This window comes from Rhodococcus artemisiae, assembly GCF_036327795.1.
GTDB classification, from domain to species: domain Bacteria; phylum Actinomycetota; class Actinomycetes; order Mycobacteriales; family Mycobacteriaceae; genus Rhodococcus; species Rhodococcus artemisiae.
In genome coordinates this window covers 150,274-169,382 of the sequence record NZ_JAUTXY010000006.1, presented here as the reverse complement: position 1 = coordinate 169,382, position 19,109 = coordinate 150,274, and the positions used below count along the sequence as shown (strand labels likewise).

General features: G+C 65.9%; 18 protein-coding genes. 9 read left to right on the top strand and 9 right to left on the bottom strand.

Features of this window, described 5'->3' with window-relative positions; all coding sequences use genetic code 11:
• Positions 1 to 90: 90 nt before the first annotated feature.
• From echA20 to Q7514_RS15100, 4 genes are all read left to right on the top strand, one after another.
• Positions 91 to 852 (top strand): (7aS)-7a-methyl-1,5-dioxo-2,3,5,6,7,7a-hexahydro-1H-indene-carboxyl-CoA hydrolase, encoded by a 762-nt coding sequence (echA20, locus tag Q7514_RS15115; RefSeq protein WP_330134087.1) that lies wholly within the window; start codon positions 91 to 93, stop codon positions 850 to 852.
• A gap of 27 nt (positions 853 to 879) precedes the next feature.
• Complete coding sequence (gene ipdA / locus Q7514_RS15110) at positions 880 to 1,779, top strand: cholesterol ring-cleaving hydrolase subunit IpdA (protein WP_330134086.1); 900 nt, start codon at positions 880 to 882, stop codon at positions 1,777 to 1,779.
• A complete protein-coding gene (locus Q7514_RS15105) occupies positions 1,776 to 2,534 on the top strand; it encodes a CoA-transferase subunit beta (protein WP_330134085.1) in 759 nt (252 codons plus the stop codon). The genes ipdA and Q7514_RS15105 overlap by 4 nt, the downstream gene beginning before the upstream one ends.
• 71 nt (positions 2,535 to 2,605) lie before the next feature.
• Positions 2,606 to 3,673: an NAD(P)H-dependent flavin oxidoreductase gene (locus tag Q7514_RS15100; protein ID WP_330134258.1), complete on the top strand. Its 1,068-nt coding sequence runs from the start codon at positions 2,606 to 2,608 to the stop codon at positions 3,671 to 3,673.
• 106 nt (positions 3,674 to 3,779) lie between these two features.
• Here Q7514_RS15100 and Q7514_RS15095 read toward each other — a convergent pair whose 3' ends face one another.
• Positions 3,780 to 4,352: a TetR/AcrR family transcriptional regulator gene (locus tag Q7514_RS15095; protein WP_330134084.1), complete on the bottom strand. Its 573-nt coding sequence runs from the start codon at positions 4,350 to 4,352 to the stop codon at positions 3,780 to 3,782.
• Between the two features lie 113 nt (positions 4,353 to 4,465).
• Between Q7514_RS15095 and Q7514_RS15090 the strand changes: the two genes are divergently transcribed.
• Genes Q7514_RS15090 through Q7514_RS15080 form a run of 3 tightly spaced genes read left to right on the top strand, consistent with a single transcriptional unit; the run spans position 4,466 to position 8,913 of the window.
• Positions 4,466 to 6,028, top strand: a complete 1,563-nt coding sequence (locus Q7514_RS15090) for an ABC transporter substrate-binding protein (RefSeq protein WP_330134083.1) — start codon at positions 4,466 to 4,468, stop codon at positions 6,026 to 6,028.
• Between the two features lie 40 nt (positions 6,029 to 6,068).
• Complete coding sequence (locus Q7514_RS15085; protein ID WP_330134082.1) at positions 6,069 to 7,649, top strand: ABC transporter substrate-binding protein; 1,581 nt, start codon at positions 6,069 to 6,071, stop codon at positions 7,647 to 7,649.
• 31 nt (positions 7,650 to 7,680) lie between these two features.
• Positions 7,681 to 8,913, top strand: coding sequence for an NAD(P)/FAD-dependent oxidoreductase (locus Q7514_RS15080; protein WP_330134081.1), 1,233 nt, complete (start codon positions 7,681 to 7,683; stop codon positions 8,911 to 8,913).
• Between the two features lie 200 nt (positions 8,914 to 9,113).
• Here Q7514_RS15080 and Q7514_RS15075 read toward each other — a convergent pair whose 3' ends face one another.
• Positions 9,114 to 9,857, bottom strand: a complete 744-nt coding sequence (locus Q7514_RS15075) for a class I SAM-dependent methyltransferase (RefSeq protein ID WP_330134257.1) — start codon at positions 9,855 to 9,857, stop codon at positions 9,114 to 9,116.
• Positions 9,858 to 9,882: 25 nt separating this feature from the next.
• Positions 9,883 to 11,103: an RNA-guided endonuclease InsQ/TnpB family protein gene (locus tag Q7514_RS15070; protein WP_330134080.1), complete on the bottom strand. Its 1,221-nt coding sequence runs from the start codon at positions 11,101 to 11,103 to the stop codon at positions 9,883 to 9,885.
• Between the two features lie 206 nt (positions 11,104 to 11,309).
• Here Q7514_RS15070 and Q7514_RS15065 point away from each other — a divergent pair, with 206 nt between their 5' ends.
• Positions 11,310 to 13,301, top strand: a complete 1,992-nt coding sequence (locus tag Q7514_RS15065) for a CocE/NonD family hydrolase (protein WP_330134079.1) — start codon at positions 11,310 to 11,312, stop codon at positions 13,299 to 13,301.
• Here the strand turns inward: Q7514_RS15065 and Q7514_RS15060 are convergent.
• Positions 13,264 to 14,220: a hypothetical protein gene (locus Q7514_RS15060; RefSeq protein ID WP_330134078.1), complete on the bottom strand. Its 957-nt coding sequence runs from the start codon at positions 14,218 to 14,220 to the stop codon at positions 13,264 to 13,266. The two genes, Q7514_RS15065 and Q7514_RS15060, sit on opposite strands and share 38 nt — an antisense overlap.
• 73 nt (positions 14,221 to 14,293) lie before the next feature.
• On the opposite strand from Q7514_RS15060, the gene Q7514_RS15055 reads away from it, so the two are divergent.
• Positions 14,294 to 14,821 (top strand): PadR family transcriptional regulator, encoded by a 528-nt coding sequence (locus tag Q7514_RS15055; protein ID WP_330134077.1) that lies wholly within the window; start codon positions 14,294 to 14,296, stop codon positions 14,819 to 14,821.
• Between the two features lie 73 nt (positions 14,822 to 14,894).
• Here Q7514_RS15055 and Q7514_RS15050 read toward each other — a convergent pair whose 3' ends face one another.
• From Q7514_RS15050 to Q7514_RS15030, 5 genes are all read right to left on the bottom strand, one after another.
• A complete protein-coding gene (locus Q7514_RS15050; RefSeq protein WP_330134076.1) occupies positions 14,895 to 15,164 on the bottom strand; it encodes a DUF2277 domain-containing protein in 270 nt (89 codons plus the stop codon).
• A gap of 116 nt (positions 15,165 to 15,280) precedes the next feature.
• Entirely contained in the window at positions 15,281 to 16,429 is a 1,149-nt protein-coding gene (locus tag Q7514_RS15045; protein ID WP_330134075.1) for an acetyl-CoA C-acetyltransferase, read from the bottom strand.
• A 9-nt stretch (positions 16,430 to 16,438) separates the two neighbouring features.
• Positions 16,439 to 17,047, bottom strand: a complete 609-nt coding sequence (locus Q7514_RS15040; protein WP_330134074.1) for a TetR/AcrR family transcriptional regulator — start codon at positions 17,045 to 17,047, stop codon at positions 16,439 to 16,441.
• A 39-nt stretch (positions 17,048 to 17,086) separates the two neighbouring features.
• Positions 17,087 to 17,887: an SDR family oxidoreductase gene (locus tag Q7514_RS15035; protein WP_132473319.1), complete on the bottom strand. Its 801-nt coding sequence runs from the start codon at positions 17,885 to 17,887 to the stop codon at positions 17,087 to 17,089.
• Complete coding sequence (locus tag Q7514_RS15030) at positions 17,884 to 19,092, bottom strand: acyl-CoA dehydrogenase family protein (protein ID WP_330134073.1); 1,209 nt, start codon at positions 19,090 to 19,092, stop codon at positions 17,884 to 17,886. The genes Q7514_RS15035 and Q7514_RS15030 overlap by 4 nt, the downstream gene beginning before the upstream one ends.
• Between the last annotated feature and the right edge of the window lie 17 nt (positions 19,093 to 19,109).

Sequence of the window (19,109 nt, the reverse complement as noted above, 5' to 3'; positions counted from 1 at the left end):
CGCGCAATCAGATGTCACTGTGCCCCTGAACAGGCATGTGCTAACTTACCAAGCAATCGCTTGGTTCGGTACCGACGTTAGGAAAATGCCATGGGCATCACCTCCACCTCCGACGGCGCAGGGATCACCACGGTCACCGTCGACTTCCCGCCCGTGAACGCACTCCCCTCCGCCGCCTGGTTCGAGCTGGCCGACGCCATCGTGGCCGCCGGCAAGGACATGAGCACGCACGTCGTCGTCCTGCGCGCCGAGGGCCGCGGCTTCAACGCCGGCGTCGACATCAAGGAGATGCAGGCCACCGAAGGCTTCGACGCGCTCATCGCCGCCAATCACGGCTGCGCCGCCGCATTCGCCGCGGTGTACGACTGCGAGGTCCCCGTCGTCGTCGCGGTCAACGGCTTCTGCGTCGGAGGCGGCATCGGTCTCGTGGGCAACGCCGATGTGATCGTCGCATCCGACGACGCGGTATTCGGGCTCCCCGAGGTCGACCGCGGCGCGCTCGGCGCCGCGACCCACCTCTCGCGCCTCGTCCCGCAGCACCTGATGCGCACCCTGTACTACACGGCGCAGAACGTCACGGCCCAGCAGCTCGAGCATTTCGGATCCGTCTACAAGGTCGTGCCGCGCGAGGAACTCGACGCCACCGCACTCGAGGTCGCCGGGATGATCGCCGCGAAGGACACACGCGTCATCCGTCGCGCCAAGGAAGCGATCAATCGGATCGATCCGGTCGACGTGAAAACCGCCTACCGCATCGAGCAGGGCTTCACCTTCGAATTGAACCTCGCCGGTGTCGCCGACGAGCACCGCGACGAGTTCGTGGCCACCGGCAAGCCCCGAAGCAACCACTGAGCAGTACGAGAAGGAGCTTGAACACTCATGCGTGACAAGAGGATGTCGCTCGACGAGGTTGTCGGCGAATTGCGCAGCGGAATGACCATCGGCCTCGGCGGCTGGGGGTCGCGCCGCAAGCCCATGGCGTTCGTCCGCGCGATTCTGCGTTCGGACATCAAGGACCTGACTGTCGTCACCTACGGCGGACCGGACCTGGGCCTGCTGTGCTCCGCCGGCAAGGTCAAGAAGGCGTACTACGGCTTCGTGTCGCTCGACTCGGCACCGTTCTACGACCCGTGGTTCGCCAAGGCCCGCACCTCCGGCGAACTCGTCGCCCGCGAGATGGACGAGGGCATGGTCAAGTGCGGTCTTGAGGCCGCGGCAGCGCGTCTGCCGTTCCTGCCCATCCGCGCCGGACTCGGCTCCGATGTGCAGACCTTCTGGGGCGACGAACTGCAGACTGTCACCTCGCCCTACGCCGACGAATCCGGCAAGCACGAAACTCTGATTGCGATGCCCGCGCTGAACCTGGACGCCTCGTTCGTGCACCTGAACATCGGCGACAAGCACGGCAACGCCGGCTACCAGGGCGTCGACCCCTACTTCGACGATCTCTACTGCATGGCCGCCGAGAAGCGGTACGTCTCCGTGGAGAAGGTCGTCGAGACCGAGCAGCTGGTCAAGGAAGTTCCGCTGCAGCAGCTGCTGCTCAACCGTCTGATGGTCGACGGTGTCGTCGAGGCACCGAACGGCGCCCACTTCACCCTCGCCGGCGATTCGTACGGCCGCGACGAGAAGTTCCAACGCCATTACGCCGAGGCGGCGAAGACCCCCGAGTCGTGGCAGGCCTTCGTCGACCGCTTCCTCTCCGGATCCGAAGAGGATTACCAGGCCGCCGTCAAGAAGTTCACAGCCGAATCGAACACCGGGGAGCAGCAGGCATGACCACCACTGAAACCGTGACCCGCGCCGAGTACTGCGCGATCTCCTGTGCCGAGATCTTTTCCGGTGCAGGGGAAATCGTCGCCAGCCCGATGGCGACGCTCCCGCAGATCGGAGCGCGCCTGGCCAAGCTCACCACCGAACCCGACCTCGTGATCACCGACGGCGAGGCCCTCATCCTCGCCGAGGTGCCCGCACTCGGCGCGAAGGCCCCGGTCGAGGGCTGGATGCCGTTCCGCAAGGTGTTCGACGTCGTTGCATCCGGTCGCCGCCACGTGGTGATGGGCGCCAACCAGATCGACCGCTACGGCAACCAGAACCTCTCGGCATTCGGTCCACTGGAGAAGCCGACACGCCAGATGTTCGGTGTCCGCGGGGCGCCCGGCAACACCATCAACCACGCCACCAGTTACTGGGTGGGCAAGCACTCGACCCGCGTCTTCACCGACACCGTCGACGTCGTGTGCGGTGTCGGCTACGACAAGATCGACCCTGAGAACCCCGCGTTCCGATTCCTCGACATCCCCCGCGTGGTCACAAACCTCGGCGTGTTCGACTTCGGCGGGCCGAACCACGCGTTCCGCGCCGTGTCGCTGCATCCGGGTGTCGACGCCGACACCGTCGCCGCGAACACATCGTTCGAGGTCGCCGGTCTCGCCGAGGCGGGCGTGACCCGCGAGCCCACCGCGGAGGAGCTGCGGCTGATCCGCGAGGTCATCGACCCGAAGAGCCTGCGTGACCGCGAGGTCTCGCTGTGAGCAGCGGGGGCGAGCGAAGCGACGGGAAATCTGCGCAGGGCGAGCGAAGCGACGGGAAATCTACACAGGTCCTGCGTACTCCGCTGACCGAACTCGTCGGCATCGAGCACCCCATTGTCCAGACGGGCATGGGGTGGGTGTCGGGTCCGCGCTTGACGGCCGCGACGTCGAATGCGGGCGGTCTGGGCATCCTCGCATCCGCGACGATGACGTACCCGGAACTCGAAGCGGCAGTCGCGAAGACGAAGTCGCTGACCGACAAACCGTTCGGCGTGAACATGCGTGCCGATGCGTCGGATGCGGCCCAGCGCATCGATCTGCTGATCCGCGAGAAGGTCAAGGTCGCGTCGTTCGCGCTGGCTCCCAAGAAGGAACTCATCGCGAAGCTCAAGGATCACGGCATCGTCGTGGTCCCGTCGATCGGCGCCGCCAAGCATGCGGTCAAGGTCGCATCGTGGGGTGCGGACGCAGTGATCGTGCAGGGCGGTGAGGGCGGTGGTCACACCGGCCCCGTCGCCACCACGTTGCTGCTGCCCAGCGTGCTCGACGCCGTCGACATCCCCGTCATCGCCGCAGGTGGATTCTTCGACGGTCGTGGCCTGGCCGCGGCACTGTCGTACGGTGCCGCCGGTGTCGCGATGGGCACCCGTTTCCTGCTCACCAGCGACAGCGCGGTCCCCGACTCGGTCAAGCAGCAGTACCTCGCTCGCGGACTGCAGGACACCACCGTGTCCCTCAAGGTCGACGGGATGCCCCACCGTGTCCTCAACACCGATCTGGTGAACAGCCTCGAGAAGTCCAGCTACGCCAAGGGACTCGTCGCGGCCGCGCGGAACGCGACGAAGTTCAAGTCGATGACCGGCATGAAGTGGTCGACGCTCGTCAAGGACGGACTCGCTATGAAGAAGGCGAGCGACCGCACCTGGCAGCAGATCATCATGGCGGCCAACACACCCATGTTGCTCAAAGCCGGTCTCGTAGAAGGCAACACCGAGGCCGGCGTGCTCGCCTCGGGTCAGGCCGTGGGCATGGTCGACGATCTGCCGACCTGTGCTGAGCTGATCGACCGGATCATGACCGACGCCGTCGCTCGCATCGACGCACTCGGTGCGCTCCGAGACTCCAAGCACGTCGCCTGACGAAGCTCGCAGGCCTGGTGTGAAGCTCGCAGCCCTGGTGGTCACCCACCAGGGCTGCGAGCTTTACAGTTCCCCTGCTTACTTCCCGCGATTCGCGCCCTCGCCTTCAGGGCCGCAGCATGCGCACGATCATCTCCACCGTCCGCTCGACCGGGTCGGGTCGGGAGTCCGTGATCGGCACGACGATGCGCGTCCAGACCGCACCGAGGAGCATGTCGAACACGTCGTGAGGATCGACCGTCGGATCGACGGTGCCGGGTGGCGCAGCTTCCAGGATCGCGAAGAACTGGGGGCGCACCGACACCCGCTGATAGGCCGCGTCGCGACCGGCATCGGACCGGCGATACGCCAGTAGAGGACCCGCCGCCGCACGTGTCGCCGGATCACTGAACGTGGCGGTGTACGCGAGGATGAAGCGGCGCAGATCCTCGCGAAGATCCCCCGTCGGGTCCACCTGTAACGGACTCTCCATGGGGAAGGCGGCATCCTCGATCAACTCGATCCGCGACGACCACCTGCGATAGATCGCCGATGCGTGCACACCCGACCGCACCGCGACGGCCTGGATCGTCGTCGCCTCGAATCCCTGTTCGGCGAGCAGTTCGCGCGCGGCTGTCAGGGCCCGTTCGTCGATGCTGGTGTCGCGCGGTCTGCCCGGACGACGGGACGTGTCCGCCATGTGGGCGATCGTACCCAGATCGACCATTTCAGGAGAGGGTCTTCTATATCTCGTCCGATCTTGCTAACTTCTCTCCGCAGGGCTTGTGACACACCCCACAATGAGGGAGATCGATGATCCGGCGCACTCTGACCACCGCCGCCGCGGCATGTTCGGTACTACTGCTCGTAGGGGCATGCGGCGCCCCTGCCTCCGGCGGCGCCTCGGACGAACCGGTCGGCGATCCCGTCTCCGGGGGCTCGGCCACCATGATCCAGGTTCGCGAACCGGTGTCGCTCGACCCTGCCACGTTGAGCAACAACTGGGTCGGCCAGAGCCTCCTCGGAAACGCGCTCTTCGGAACGCTGATGATCGACAATCCCGAAACCCTCGAGATCGAATACCAGATGGCGACCGACTTCTCGACCGCCGACGGAGGCAACACGTTCACCCTCGAGCTACAGCCAGGCCTGACCTTCACCGACGGGACTCCCCTCGATGCCGAAGCAGTGCACCTGAACTGGTTGCGTATCGCCGACCCCGACATGGGCTCGAGTTCTCTTCCGCAGGCCTCCCAGATCTCCACAACGGAGGTGGTCGACGACACCACGCTGAAGGTCGTCATGGCCAACCCGAACCCGATGTTCGCCTACTCGATCACGAACAGCACGCTGAACTGGATCGCCTCGCCCGCTGCCCTGGAGAAGGGCCGGGACGCCTTCAACAACGCCCCGGTCGGTGCAGGCCCGTTCACTCTCACGGAGTGGCGCCGCCAGGACCGCATGGAGTTCACGCGCAACCCCGACTACTGGGATGCACCCCGGCCGTACCTCGACAGCATCACCCTCCTCAATGTCCCCGACGGAAGCCAGCGGGTGAACATGCTCGCGTCGGGCGGCGCCGATCTCGCGTCGGAAACCAGCTGGACGGCCCTGGCCCGCGCTGAAGATGCCGGGCTCGGCACCGAACTCGCACCGGTCGGCGGTGGGCAGTACTTCGCGATGAACACCCGCCGTGCCCCATTCGACGACCCCCGTGCACGTCGCGCCGTTTCGATGGCACTGGACCTCGACGACATCAACGTCGCCGCGTTCGAAGGCACCGGCGACGTCCCGGAAACCCTGTTCCCCGAGTCATCGCCGTTCTACAAGGACATTCCGTTGGCCGAGAACAACCCCGAAGAAGCCCAGCGTCTGTTCGACGAGCTCGCCGCAGAAGGAAAACCCGTCAACTTCACGTTCCTTGCAACGACATTGCCGGAGACCAAGGCGACCGCGGAAGTCACCCAGGCACAACTGGCCGCATACGACAACGTGAACATGAACGTCGAGGCCGTCGATTTCGCCGCGTTCATTCCGCGCAACATCGCCCGCGACTACGACATGATGATCTCGTCGGCGAATGTCCAAGAGCCGGACTCCACCTTGTGGAATGCCTTCCACTCACGGTCGATGGGCAACGTCACCGGCATCTCCGATCCCGAACTCGACGCGGCTCTCGATGCCGGCCGAGTGGGCACGACACCCGAGGAACGCGACGCCGCCTACGAGATCGTGCAGAAACGACTCAACGAGGTCGCCCCGGCCGTCTGGTACACACGGGCGGCTCCGGCGGTCATGACCACCGACAACATTCACGGCATCCGCATGTACTCGCTCGGCTCCCCGATCCCCGCGGAAATGTGGGTCACGGGTTAGCGACACACCAGGCTCCGCTACCTGAGAGATAGGTACATCCATGTTCGGATGGGTTGTCCGGCACAGAAACCCGGTTACTGCGCTGGTCGTTGTCTGCGCGGCGGCACTGCTCCTGACGGCGTGCGGGTCGGGCACCGACTCCGCCACGTCCGCAGGATCCGACGGCGAGCCGGTGTCCGGCGGTGTCGCACGTGTCATCCAGGTGCGCGAACCGCTGTCGCTCGACCCCGCGATCCTCGCCAACAACTGGGTCGGGCAGGGCCTGCTGGGCAATGCCCTGTACGGGACGCTCATGATCGACGACCCCCACACGCTCGAACTCGAGTATCGGATGGCCGAGGATTTCGCCACATCCGACGGCGGTGCCACATTCCTGCTCACCCTGCGACCCGATCTCGTGTTCACCGACGGAACACCGCTCGACGCCGAAGCCGTGAAGATCAACTGGGATCGCATTCTCGATCCGTCGCTCGGATCCGGTTCGCTGACATTGGCGTCGCAGATCGCGTCGACCGAGGTCGTGGACGACGCAACATTGAAGGTCATCCTGGTCGCACCCAACCCGAAGTTCGGGAATTCGATCACCTCGAGCGCGCTCAACTGGATAGCGTCTCCCACCGCGCTGGACAAGGGGTCCGACGCCTTCAACGCAGATCCCGTGGGCGCAGGCCCGTTCACACTGACCGAGTGGACGCGCCAGGATCGCATGAACCTCGAACGCAATCCCGACTACTGGGATGCGCCACGTCCCTATCTCGACTCCGTCGAACTCCGTGCCGTCAGCGACGCGAACCAGCGCGTCAACATGATGGTCAGCGGTGGCGCCGATCTGGCGTCCGAATCCAGCTGGGCGGCACTGGCAAAGGCCGATCAGGCGGGCTTGGTCACCGACGCCGTACCCGTCGGCGGCGGACAGTACCTGGTGATGAACACCCGACGTGCCCCGTTCGACGACCCGCGAGCCCGGGAGGCGGTGAGCGCGGCGGTGAATCTCGACGACATCAACACCGCCGTATTCGAGGGACACGGCGAAGTTCCCGACACACTGTTCCCGGAGTCCTCACCTTTCCATGCGGACATCCCCCTCCGGCAGGATGACCCCGAGCGGGCACAGCAACTCTTCGACGAACTGGCCGCGGAGGGAAAGCCAGTCGAATTCACCTTCACCGCAACCTCGCTCGTCGAGATCAGATCCGTCGCCGAAAGCCTTCAGGCGCAGCTCGCCGCCTACGACAACGTCGACGTCCAGGTGGAGGTGCTCGACATCGCGGGGTACATGCCTCGTACCGCAGCCCGCGACTTCGACATGATCATCTGGGCCGCGGACAGTCCCGAACCCGACACCACGTTGTGGAACGCCTTCCATTCCACGTCGTCGGGAAATCACACCGGCATCTCCGACCCCGAATTGGACGCTGCGCTCGACGCCGGCCGTACAGGCACCTCGGGCGAGGAACGCGTGGCCGCCTACCGCACGGTGCAGGAACGGCTCGCCGAGCTCGAACCGGGAATCTGGTACATCCGATCCGCACCTTCGGTGATCAGTAGTCAGAATCTCCATGGCGTGCAGATGTACGCGCTCGGATCTGCACTGCCCGAGGGAATGTGGCTCACGCCGTAGTTCTCCAGCGTCGAACTGGCACGATGGGAGGGTGACCGCCTCCTATCGCGTCCTCGTTCTCGGCTCGGGTTTCGCCGGTCTATGGTCCGCGCTGGGGGCGGCGCGGCGGCTCGACGAACTCGACGCGGCCGGCACCGTCGACGTCACAGTCATCAGTGCGCAGCCGTTCCACGACATCCGGGTCCGTAACTACGAGGCAGACCTGAGCGCCTGCCGCATCCCGCTGCGCGACCTGCTCGACCCGGTCGACGTCGGGCACATCGCCGCCGAAGTGACAGCGATCGACACCGAGACGCGCACCGTCACCGTCTCGGACCACGGCACACCGGGCACACAGAGTTACGACCGCTTGGTCATGGCGCTCGGCAGTCGGGTGGCCACACCCGATATCCCCGGCCTGCGGGAATTCGGCTTCGATGTCGACACCTACGACGGTGCCATGAAACTACAGCGCCACCTGGCCGCACTGTCCGACGGCACAGTGGACACGGCCGCGGCCGCGGCGACCGCAGTCGTGGTCGGTGCCGGCCTCACGGGCATCGAGACGGCATCCGAATTACCCGGAAGACTGGCAAAGGTGTGCGCAGGACGCAACGTCGAACCGCGGGTGGTGCTCATCGACCACAACCCGTACATCGGTTCCGACATGGGGGCATCGGCGCGCCCTGTGATCCAAGCGGCTCTGTCCGACAACGGCGTCGAAACGATGACCGGCGTCGGCGTCGCAGCGGTCGACGAGCACGGTGTGACGCTCTCCTTCGGAGACGTCGTGGCCGCGGGCACTGTCATCTGGTGCGCGGGCATGCGGGCGAACCCGCTGACAGCACAGCTCAGTGCCGAACGCGACCGGCTCGGTCGCCTGCCGGTCGACGACTATCTGCAGGTGATCGGCTCGCCCGGCGTGTTCGCTGCCGGTGACGTCGCCGCGGCGCGGGTGGACGACGACCACCTGTCGGTGATGTCGTGCCAGCACGGGCGCCCGATGGGCCGCTACGCGGGCTACAACGTCATCGGCGATCTTCTCGAGGAGCCGATGATGCCACTCCGAATACCCTGGTATACAACGATTCTCGACCTCGGAGCGGCAGGCGCGGTATACACCGAGGGGTGGGGTCGTCAGGTGATCGCGCGTGGCGCGCGAGCCAAAGCCACCAAGGTCACCATCAACACACGACGCATCTATCCCCCATTGAATCGAGACCGCAACGCATTGTTGGCCGCCGCCGCGCCGGTGCTGCAGGAACGGCCCGATCCCGGGAGGTAGAGGTCACGGTCAGCGCCCGGCAGCCGAGCGTTCCCGGACACCACCCAACCACGCCTCACAATCCAGACCGGTCACCCGCGCCCACTCTGCGCGTCCTGTGGGGTAGCGCTCCCCCCTGAACCGACAGGCACCCCGTGGCAAAAAGGGTACTTGCCGATGTAGGCACACTTCCGACGCACTGACCCCCGGTACGAGTTCGATCAGACGATCCCGAGTCGCATGTTGATCGGCCACACAACCTCTCGCGTTGCCGCAGGATCGCCCCACAATTCCGTCAGGTCAGCGGCAAAGGATTCCAAGACCTCGGACTTGCCCGCCTCCGCGGCCTTGCGGACCGCCGACCACGTCGAGATATAGCCCAGTATGCCGTTCATATCCCACTCCTTCCGGATCTGCATCGGTGGAGCCGACAGCTCGTCGAACGGAAAGTCGATGTCGGCGTACCCGCTGTCGACGAGTGCGCGTTCCTCCGGCCAGTACGGGCCGATCTCGGTCCGGTAGAAGTGCTGGAACCGCTCGTCGAGATCTGCGGCGAGGTGCATCACCCCGTAGCTGACCAACGCCAGAACAGCATCGTCGACCGCGATCCGCCGTACCTCGTTGTAGAACGCGCGCCGGTCGAACCAGTGTGCGGCCTGCGCAGCGGTGATCAGGCAGGCGCTCCGCTCCGGCACGGGAAGGTTCTCGGCGGGCGCCCGAACGTAGCGGACCCGGTCATGGAGCCTGGCATTCCCGATCTGATCGGCACTGGGATCGACTCCGATCACGGCATCGAAATGGGCTGCGAGCTGCACCGTCAGCTGGCCGTTTCCACATCCGACATCGACCGCGAGATCGGTCGTCGGAGCAAGGGACGCGAGGACCTCCGCGAGCTCCGCTGGATACTCGGGACGAAACTGCGCGTAAGCCTGACCACCACGATCGAACCAGTTCTTTCCCGCCATCACGCTGCGAAAGATACCTCATTGACTACTCCCCGCCCTGAAGGACGGGGATTCTCGGACTCACATCCGGGAATTCCTGTTTCACCGGCGAGTGCGGACGGGAAAACCCGTGCCGTCTGACATCGCCTCCGCAGGCGTTTGGTGTCTCCGCCAGCCCGGCGGCGACGAGGATGTTCTTCGCGGCATTGACGTCCCGGTCGTGCCGGGTGCCGCAGTCGGGGCACGACCAGTGCCGTGTCCCGAGGGACAGCACGGCGAGCAGATGCCCGCACGCGCTGCACGTCTTCGAGCTGGGATACCAGCGGTCGATCACCACGAACCGGCGTCCGGACTGCTCGGCCTTGTACTCGAGCATGGATCGGAACTCACCCCACCCGCATTCGCTGATCGACTTCGCCAACCGGCGGTTGCGGACCATATTGCGCGGGGCCAGGTCTTCGACGGCAATCGTGTCGAACCGCGCCACGAGATCCGTGCTGGTCTTGTGGAGGAAGTCACGGCGGGCGTCGCGGACACGGGAGTGTTTGCGTGCCAACCTCCGGCGTTGCTTGGCGCGGTTGTTCGAGCCCTTCTGCATCCGCGCCAGGCGCCTCTGGTGGCGGCGCAGGCCACGTTCGTGCCGGGCCATGTGCCTCGGATTCCCGATCTTCTCCCCGGTCGAGAGGACCGCGAAGTCCTTGATCCCGAGGTCCACACCGACCGACTCGCCAGTAACCGGCAACAAAGCGGGATCGGTCGTGTCGACGGCGAACGTCACGAACCACCGCCCGTCCGCCTCGCGGGAGACAACCACCATCGTCGGGTCGAGCCTGGCAAGGTCGATGCCGGGCCAGGACCACGCCACCTTCATCGACGCGGTCGTCTTCGCCAGCCACAGCCCGTCCGTTTTGATGCGGAACGCCGAGCGAGTGTAATGCGCGGACTGGCGAGAATGCCGGTTCTTGAACCGTGGGTACTCGGCGGTGCCCTTGAAGAACGACTGGAACGCGGTGTGCTGGTGGCGCAGCGTCTGCTGCAGCGGCACCGAGGACACCTCGCCGAGGAACGCAAGCTCCTCGGTTTTCTTCCACTCGGACAGTGCGGCGTCGGTGTCCTTGTACGAGGTCGATTTCTGTTCGGTGGTGTACCGGCGTTGCCGGTCGGCGAGGGTCTCGTTCCACACCACGCGCACGCAGCCGAACGTGCGGCGCAGCAGCGTCGACTGTTCGGGGTCCGGGTAGGCCCGGACCTTGTACGCGGTCCTCATCTGCCCATGGCAACAGAAGGGTCCGACATGTCGAACACCATTCCTGCCCGCCGTGAACGACGGGGCATCCAGGCGAGGTCCCGGTGAAAATCCACAAATCGGTACACCGACGTGTGCACATCGTTGACCTGGGAATTACCGACGGTTAACGTTGCCGAAAGCTGTTACTGCCGGTACGGGGGGAATACAAGGTGAGAAGACGCTTCATGAGTGCTGTCGTCCTGGCAGCGGCGACCGCGACCGCGGTCACGCTCGCACCGCCGGCCGCTGCCGATCCATCGGGTGGAGCCGACGCAGCCGGGTGGCAGGAAGTAGTCGATGCGCCCGACGCCTATCCGAACACCGCAGTCGAGTGGGACGTTCCGATCACCCTCAGCGACGGAACGATCCTCCGCGCGAACGTGTTCCGCCCAGCCAAGGCAGACGGGACACCGGTCGACGAGCAGACCCCAGTGGTCCTCAACCTCACGCCGTACACCAAACTCCTGTCGACGCTCGCGTCCGTCGCGATGGAGGACCCCACGCTCCAACCGCTCGTAGAAGACCTCGGGACCATCCTGAATCTCGACGTCCCGTTCGACGGAATCACAGAACTTGCCGCACCCGCGGCACAGCTCGGACGCGTCTTCGGCCTCAACCGCGACCTCGTGCAGAACGGCTACACCCAGGTGATCGTCGACGTCCGCGGTACGGGCTTCTCCCAGGGTCAGTGGGACGTGCTCGGTCCTCGCGAACAACAGGACACCGTCGAGGTCATCGACTGGGTCGCGGCGCAGCCGTGGTCCAACGGCCGCATCGGCACTACCGGCGTGTCGTATTCGGCGATCAATCAGATCCAGGCCGCAGGACACCGGCCCGCCGAACTCGACGCGGTATTCGCGGTCGAACCCGGCAACGACCTCCTCCGCGACATCGTCGGCACCGGCGGTGCGATCGGCGTCGGATTCATGCCGGCGTGGCTCGGCCTCGTCAACGGACTCAAATGGGTACCTGACGTCGAAGCGCTGTTGCAAGGCAGATTCGATGCGCAATGGCTCCGCGACCGCATGGCCGATCCGTTCACCAAGATCCCCGAACTCGTCGAAGCGCTCACCGCACCGACGATCGAGGGCGTCTCCCCCGATGCCCTCGAAGTCGCGCAGGACGGCTCGTTCTACCAGGAACGACAAGCCGATCTCGACGCCGTCGAGGTACCCACCTTCGTGTTCGGCAACTGGCACGACATCTTCGCCAACAGCGAGCCCGAGATCTACAACTCGATTCCGGTGTCCCCCGGCAACAAGCAGCTCGTGATGGGCGACGGGTACCACGCCGTGCTCGGCGAAGGCTTCGGCACAACCGGTCACCCGCCGACGATGGTGGCGTTGCAGCGCGCCTGGTTCGACCACTGGCTCAAGGACATCGACAACGGCATCACCGAGTACGGGCCGGTGACGCTTCTGCAGCAGGGGGGCGGCTGGACCACCACCGACCAATTCCCGCGTGCGGGTGTCGAATACGAACGGATGTACCTGTCGACTGCCCCGAGCGGCACCGCCGCGCACGCGGTCCACGACGGAAGCCTGCGGCCAACCCCGCCGGACTCACCTGCACGGCTCACCGTTGCACCCGGCCTTCGCGGGGTGTGTTCGAGGGAGGCCGCGCAAGGCACCGCGGGCATCGCGGTCGTCCTCGGATCGAATTGCACGAAGGACGCACGATTCAACGAGGCGGAGGGCCTGGTGTTCACATCCGGGCCGGTGGCCGACCCGACACCGCTCTCCGGCCCGATCAACCTGCACCTGAACACCGTGCTCGACAACCCGGACGGGTTCTGGTCGGTGTCGATCAACGACGTTGCGCCCGACGGCCGCTCCACGGTTCTGTCCACCGGATCCTTGGTTGCTTCACTCCGTGCGATCGACGATTCCAAGAGCACGTTCACCGAGTCGGGCGACTACGCGCAGGCCCACCCGTACCTCACGCTCGACACGCGACAGCCGGTCGTGCCCGGTCAGCCCACCCAACTCGACATCAGCATGCTGCCCACCGACGCAATCCTGCAGCCGGGCCACCGCATCCGGATCGACGTGTACGCGTCGAGCATTCCGCGGTCGCTGCCGCTCGGCCCGATGCTCCACGACAGCAAGCTTGCTCCCCAACATGTCGAACTCGATCCGTCTACGCCCAGCTACGTGACGCTCCCCGTCGTGCGATGAGGCCCCGGATCGCATCGAAGGCCGGTTTGGGTGTGTAGTCGTCGCGGAGGAGTCCGAATCGGCCGGTCCATCCGGCGTCAGTGCGCCCATCGCGCAGGCCGAAGAACTCGTATGCGGTAACGCCCACGTCTGCATCGAGGACAGCGGCGGCCACAGTCTCGAGGACTTCGCGCTGGGTCGCCTCGTCCCGATCGGTTCCCGTCGGCCACCCCGTCTCCGTGATGTGAATCGGCGTGGACGCGGGAACCCTGACTTCCGATGTGACAGAACGGAACCGGTCCAGCAGAAAGGTGACGGCCCCAGCGAGCCGATCGTGCGGAACGGGATGGAACACGTCGGGAAAGGCATCGAGGCCGATGTAGTCGAGGGACCCGAGGAGATCCGGGCCGATCGAGCGTGCCATCTGCCCCCAGAATGCCGGGGCGGCCATACCCGCCGAGTTCACCCCGATCTCGACCCCGACACCGAGTCGCTCACGCTCGTCGAGCGCCGCAGCGATGCCGACCGCGACGGCGTCGAACCATCCCGGGCTGCCACCGTCCTGCGGTGACGGCATGTTGAGCTCCTCACCGATCTGCACCTTGCCGCCGCCCCATGCGGCGACATCCCGCACGGCTTCGCGAACGAATTCGCCGAAGCCGTCCGGGTCCGGTACCGCGCTCTGGTAGCAGGCCACCAGGTCGATCAACCGCCCGTCTCCCGCGTAAACCTCGGGCTGTTCGGGCGTGCGGGTCGCCCCGGGCGACCGCTGCGCCCCCGCTCCGAAATGTCGGTAGCAGCGCACATAGAAGGCCGGCGCATCACCCTGCAGTTCGCGAATGGCGGTCAGGGATGCAACGGAGTCTTCCGGTGGGCATTCGGGTGGGTGGAAGTCGACAAGGTCGGCCGCGACGACGCCGGGCCAGATCCCGAAGATCATGATTCCTCCTATAGACGTATACGGCTAACCGTACACAGCTAGACGTATACAGCTACTCGACTACACTTCGGGCGTGCCCACGAATGCGCTCGACAATCCTCTGGTACTGCCCATACTCGGCCTCCTCGTCGAGCGATCCCGCCACCCGTACGCGGTATTCAGCGAGGTCAGGCGCCGGTACGACTATCTCCAGGTGCGTAATGGGACCGTCTACACACTCCTGCAGCGTCTGACCGATGAAGGATGGGTCAGCGCGAGCGGCGACGAGCGCATCGCGACGGAATCAGGCGTTGCCGCACTCGCCGAACGTGTCGCACAGCAGCTTCGCAGCTCCGATCTCACCGGAGGACCGGCATTCGTCACCGCGCTCGCATACATCGGAATCCTGCCGCCCTCCGATGCCGTTGCGGCACTCGACGAGCGGGTCGCGCTCATCCACGAAGAGATCGACCGGCTCGATCAGGCCGTGCACAATTCGGGAGAGCCCGAAATCCACATGATCGAAGCCCACTTCTTGCGCTCACGCCTGAAGCACGACGTCGACTGGCTCGACGACACCGCGCGACGGATCAAGACGAAAGAGCTCGAGTGGGTCCGTTGACCCTGGCAGTCGGGGTGCTACCCGCGGAGGGGTGAGCAGGAACCGAAATCAGGGATTCGGCGATCGAGGAACCTCAACCGCGCGCCGCAATCCTGGCCCGGACTTCGGGACGGCGCAGGGGTGGCACCGTCGGTGGGGGTTGTCGTCGCTCGGGCAGGAGGTCGAGCAGTCTGGTGGTCGTCGCGGTGACCTCCGCGACGGCCTGCTCGAACGGCTCGCGGGTGGCATCGGACAGTTTATGAATTCCGCTGACCTTACGGACGTACTGCCGAGCGGCCGCCTCGATCTCTTCGGCAGTCGCTACCGGCTCGAGCCCGCGCAGCTCCGTGATGTTCCGGCACATACATTCGAGGGTAGACCTCGTCGTCGAACCGGCCCAGAGAAAACGCGTCAGTTCCCGCGGCTGCGATTGCAGCCGCGGGAACTGACGGGCACGCGAGAAGTGTCGAGCAGCCGAACTCAGAGGCGCTCGATGATGGTCACGTTGGCGGTGCCGCCACCCTCGCAGATGGTGAGCAGGCCGTAACGGCCGCCGGTGCGCTCGAGCTCGTTGAGCAGGGTTGCCATGAGCTTGGTGCCGGTCGCGCCGAGCGGGTGGCCCAGCGCGATCGCGCCACCGTTGACGTTGACCTTGGCCGGGTCGGCGCCGATCTCCTTGATCCACGCGAGCACGACGGGCGCGAACGCCTCGTTGATCTCGATCAGGTCGATGTCGTCGATGGTCAGGCCGGTCTTGGCGAGCGCGTGCTGGGTGGCCGGGATCGGCGCGCTCAACATGAAGATCGGGTCGTCACCGCGGGCACTCATGTGGTGGATCCGCGCGCGAGGCTTCAGACCGTGCTTCCGAACGGCCTCCTCCGAAGCGAGCAGCAGTGCGCTGGCGCCGTCGGAGATCTGGCTGGCGACGGCCGCGGTGAGGCGTCCGCCGTCGACGAGGACGTTGAGAGAGGCCATCTTCTCGAGGCTGGTCTCACGCGGCCCCTCGTCGGTGGTGAACTCCCCGACCGGGACGATCTCGTTCTCGAAGCGCCCGTCGGCGATGGCAGCCTTGGCCCGCTCGTGGCTCTGCAATGCCCACTTCTCGAGGTCCTCGCGGCTGATATCCCACTTGTCGGCGATCATCTCGGCGCCGCGGAACTGCGACACCTCCTCGTTGCCGTAGCGCTCGGTCCAGCCCGTCGACTCGGCGGTCGGGGTGGTGAAGCCGTACTGCTGGCCGACGATCATCGCGGCTGAGATCGGGATCTGGCTCATGTTCTGCACCCCACCGGCGATGATGAGGTCGGCCGTGCCGGACAGGATCGCCTGCGCGCCGAACTGGATGGCCTGCTGGCTCGAGCCGCACTGGCGGTCGACGGTCACACCGGGCACGTGCTGCGGCAGGCCCGCGGCCAGCCACGACATACGCGCAATGTTGCCGGCCTGGCCACCGATCGCGTCGACGCAGCCGAAGATGACGTCGTCGACGTCCGACGGGTCGATGCCGGTGCGCTCGACGACGGCCTTGATGACGTGCGAGCCGAGGTCGATCGGGTGCACGGGAGCCAGGCTGCCGTTCTTCTTACCGATCGGAGTGCGGATCGCATCGACGATGTACGCCTCGGTCATTGTTGCTCCTTATGCGGGGTTCGGGTTCGACAGTCCATCGAGAACGATGGAAAGGTACTGCTGCGCAACTTGTTCGACGCTGAGCGCTCCGCCAGGCCGATACCAGCGCACCGCGACCCACACCGTGTCGCGGAGAAAACGGAAGACGACGTCGACGTCGACGTCGGGCCGGAATGAGCCTTCGGAGATTCCACGCTCGAGCACCCCCACCCACAGTGTGCGGAACTCGGTGTTGAGCTCGGCGATGTAGGAGAACCTGTCGCCGTCGAGGTGCTTGGCCTCGTCCTGGTAGATCGCGACCGCGGCATGCGACCGGTCGATCGATTCGTAGGACGTGGTGACGAGCGCTTCGAGCGTCGCGCGGGGGTCGAGGCCGGCAGCCACGATCTTGCGGTACCGATCGAACAGGTCGTCGAGGAAACCTCGCAGGATCTCGTCGACCATCGACTCCTTCGAGTCGAAGTGGTGGTAGAGGCTGCCCGAGAGGATCCCCGCGGCGTCGGCGATGTCCCGGACCGTGGTGGCGCGGACACCGCGTGACGCGAAGAGGTCGGCCGCGATGTGGAGCAGTTCGGCGCGGCGGCCGGTCTTCGCTGAGTCGTCGCGAGGTGGGGTCATGGAAGGAAAGCCTTTCGAACTTCTGGCCCTGTCGAACTACTAGGCCCGCTGCGAGGAGATCGACACGATCTCACCGGTCAGATAGGTGGTGTAGTCGCTCGCCAGCATCGCAATCGTCGCCGCGATCTCCCACACCTCCGCCGCACGACCGTACGCTTCGTCGGAGGCCAGCTTGTCGAGCAGTTCCTCGCTGGTGACCTTCGCGAGGAAGGCGTGGCGCGCGATGGACGGGGCGACGGCGTTGATCCGCACTCCGTACTCCGCGGCCTCGATCGCCGAGCAGCGGGTGAGCGCCATGACACCGGCCTTCGCGGCAGCGTAGTGCGCCTGCGAATGCTGGGCACGCCACCCGAGGACGGAGGCGTTGTTGACGAGGACGCCGCCGTGGCCGGCCGACCTGAAGTAGCGCAGCGCGGCGCGCGTCGCACGGAAGGTGCTGGTGAGGGTGACGTCGAGGACACGATCCCACTGTTCGTCCGTCATGTCGACGACGGGGGTCTCACCTCCGAGACCGGCATTGTTGATCAGCGTGTCGATGCGGCCGAGTTTCTCGGCAGCACCGGCGATGAGCGCGTCGACCTGCTCGGTGGACGACACGTCGCACACGATGGAGTGCACCTGCTGCTCGGGGAACTCCGCGGCGAGCTTGTCTGCAGCTTCACCGAGGCGGCGCTCGTGGAAGTCGGAGACGAGCACGTCGGCGCCCTCGAGCAGAGCACGTCGGGCGGACGAGAAGCCGATACCCGTTCCGGCGGCCGCGGTGACGACGACCTTCTTGCCAGTGAGCAATCCGTGGCCCGGGGTTTCCACCGGGGGAACCGACAGGGGTGAGGTGGTCATGCGCGTGCCTCTCGGGGTAGGCCGAGCACCCGCTCGGCGATGACGTTGCGTTGGACCTCGTTGGACCCGCCGTAGATGGTGTCGGCGCGGGTGAACAGGAACAACCGCTGCCATTCGGCGAGCTCGAGGTGTTCCGGGTCGGTGATGTTCGACGGTGCGCCCGCGTGATCGTGGTCGGGTCCGATGAGCGACGCGGCACCCTGCGCCTCCATCGCGAGGACTCCGAGGTCGCGGTGCCAGTTGGCCCACAGCAGCTTGGCCACCGAGGCCTGGCCGGGATCGGCGTCACCGAGCGTGCGGAGCGCGTGGGCGCGCATCACGCGCAGCCCGACGCGGGCGCGGGCGATCTTCTCGCGAATGTTGGGGTCGTCGAGGGATCCGCTGGCCCGCGCGAGGTCGACGACACCGTCGAGTTCCCTGGCGAACCCGATCTGCTGGCCGAGTGTGGAGACGCCGCGTTCGAAGGTCAGCAGACCCATCGCGACCTTCCACCCGTCGCCCGGTTCACCGACGACAAGGTTCGCGTCGGTCACCGCATCGTCGAAGAAGACCTCGTTGAACTCGGAGGTGCCGGTGAGTTGCTGGATCGGCCGGACGGTGACGCCGGGCTGGTCGAGTGGCACGAGCAGGAAACTCAGGCCCTTGTGCCGGGTCGAGCCCGGTTCGGTGCGCGCGATCACGAACGCCCACTGCGCGACGTGCGCTAGGGATGTCCACACCTTCTGACCGTTGATGATCCACTTGCCGTCCTCGAGCCGCGCCGTGGTCGAGACGTTGGCGAGGTCGGACCCGGCGCCCGGCTCGGAGTAACCCTGGGCCCACAGTTCGGTGACGTTGCGGATGCCGGGGAGGAAGCGCTTCTTCTGCTCCTCGGTCCCGAACGCGATGAGGGTGGGGCCGAGCAGTTCTTCACCGAGGTGGTTCACGCGGGCGGGCGCGTCGGCCTTCGCGTACTCGGTATGGAAGGTGACTCGCTCTTCCATGGTGGCACCACGTCCGCCGTATTCGCTGGGCCAGCCGATACAGGTCCATCCGGCCTCGGCGAGGTGGCGATCCCACGCGAGTCGTTGTTCGAAGAACTCGTGCTCGCTGCCGGGCCCGCCCTTGCCCCTGAGCGCGGCGAATTCGCCGGTCAGGTTCTCGTCGAGCCACGCCCGCACGGTGGCCGCGTACTCGGTATTTTCCAGGCTCTCGCTCTCTTGCACGTCTGTACGATAACCTA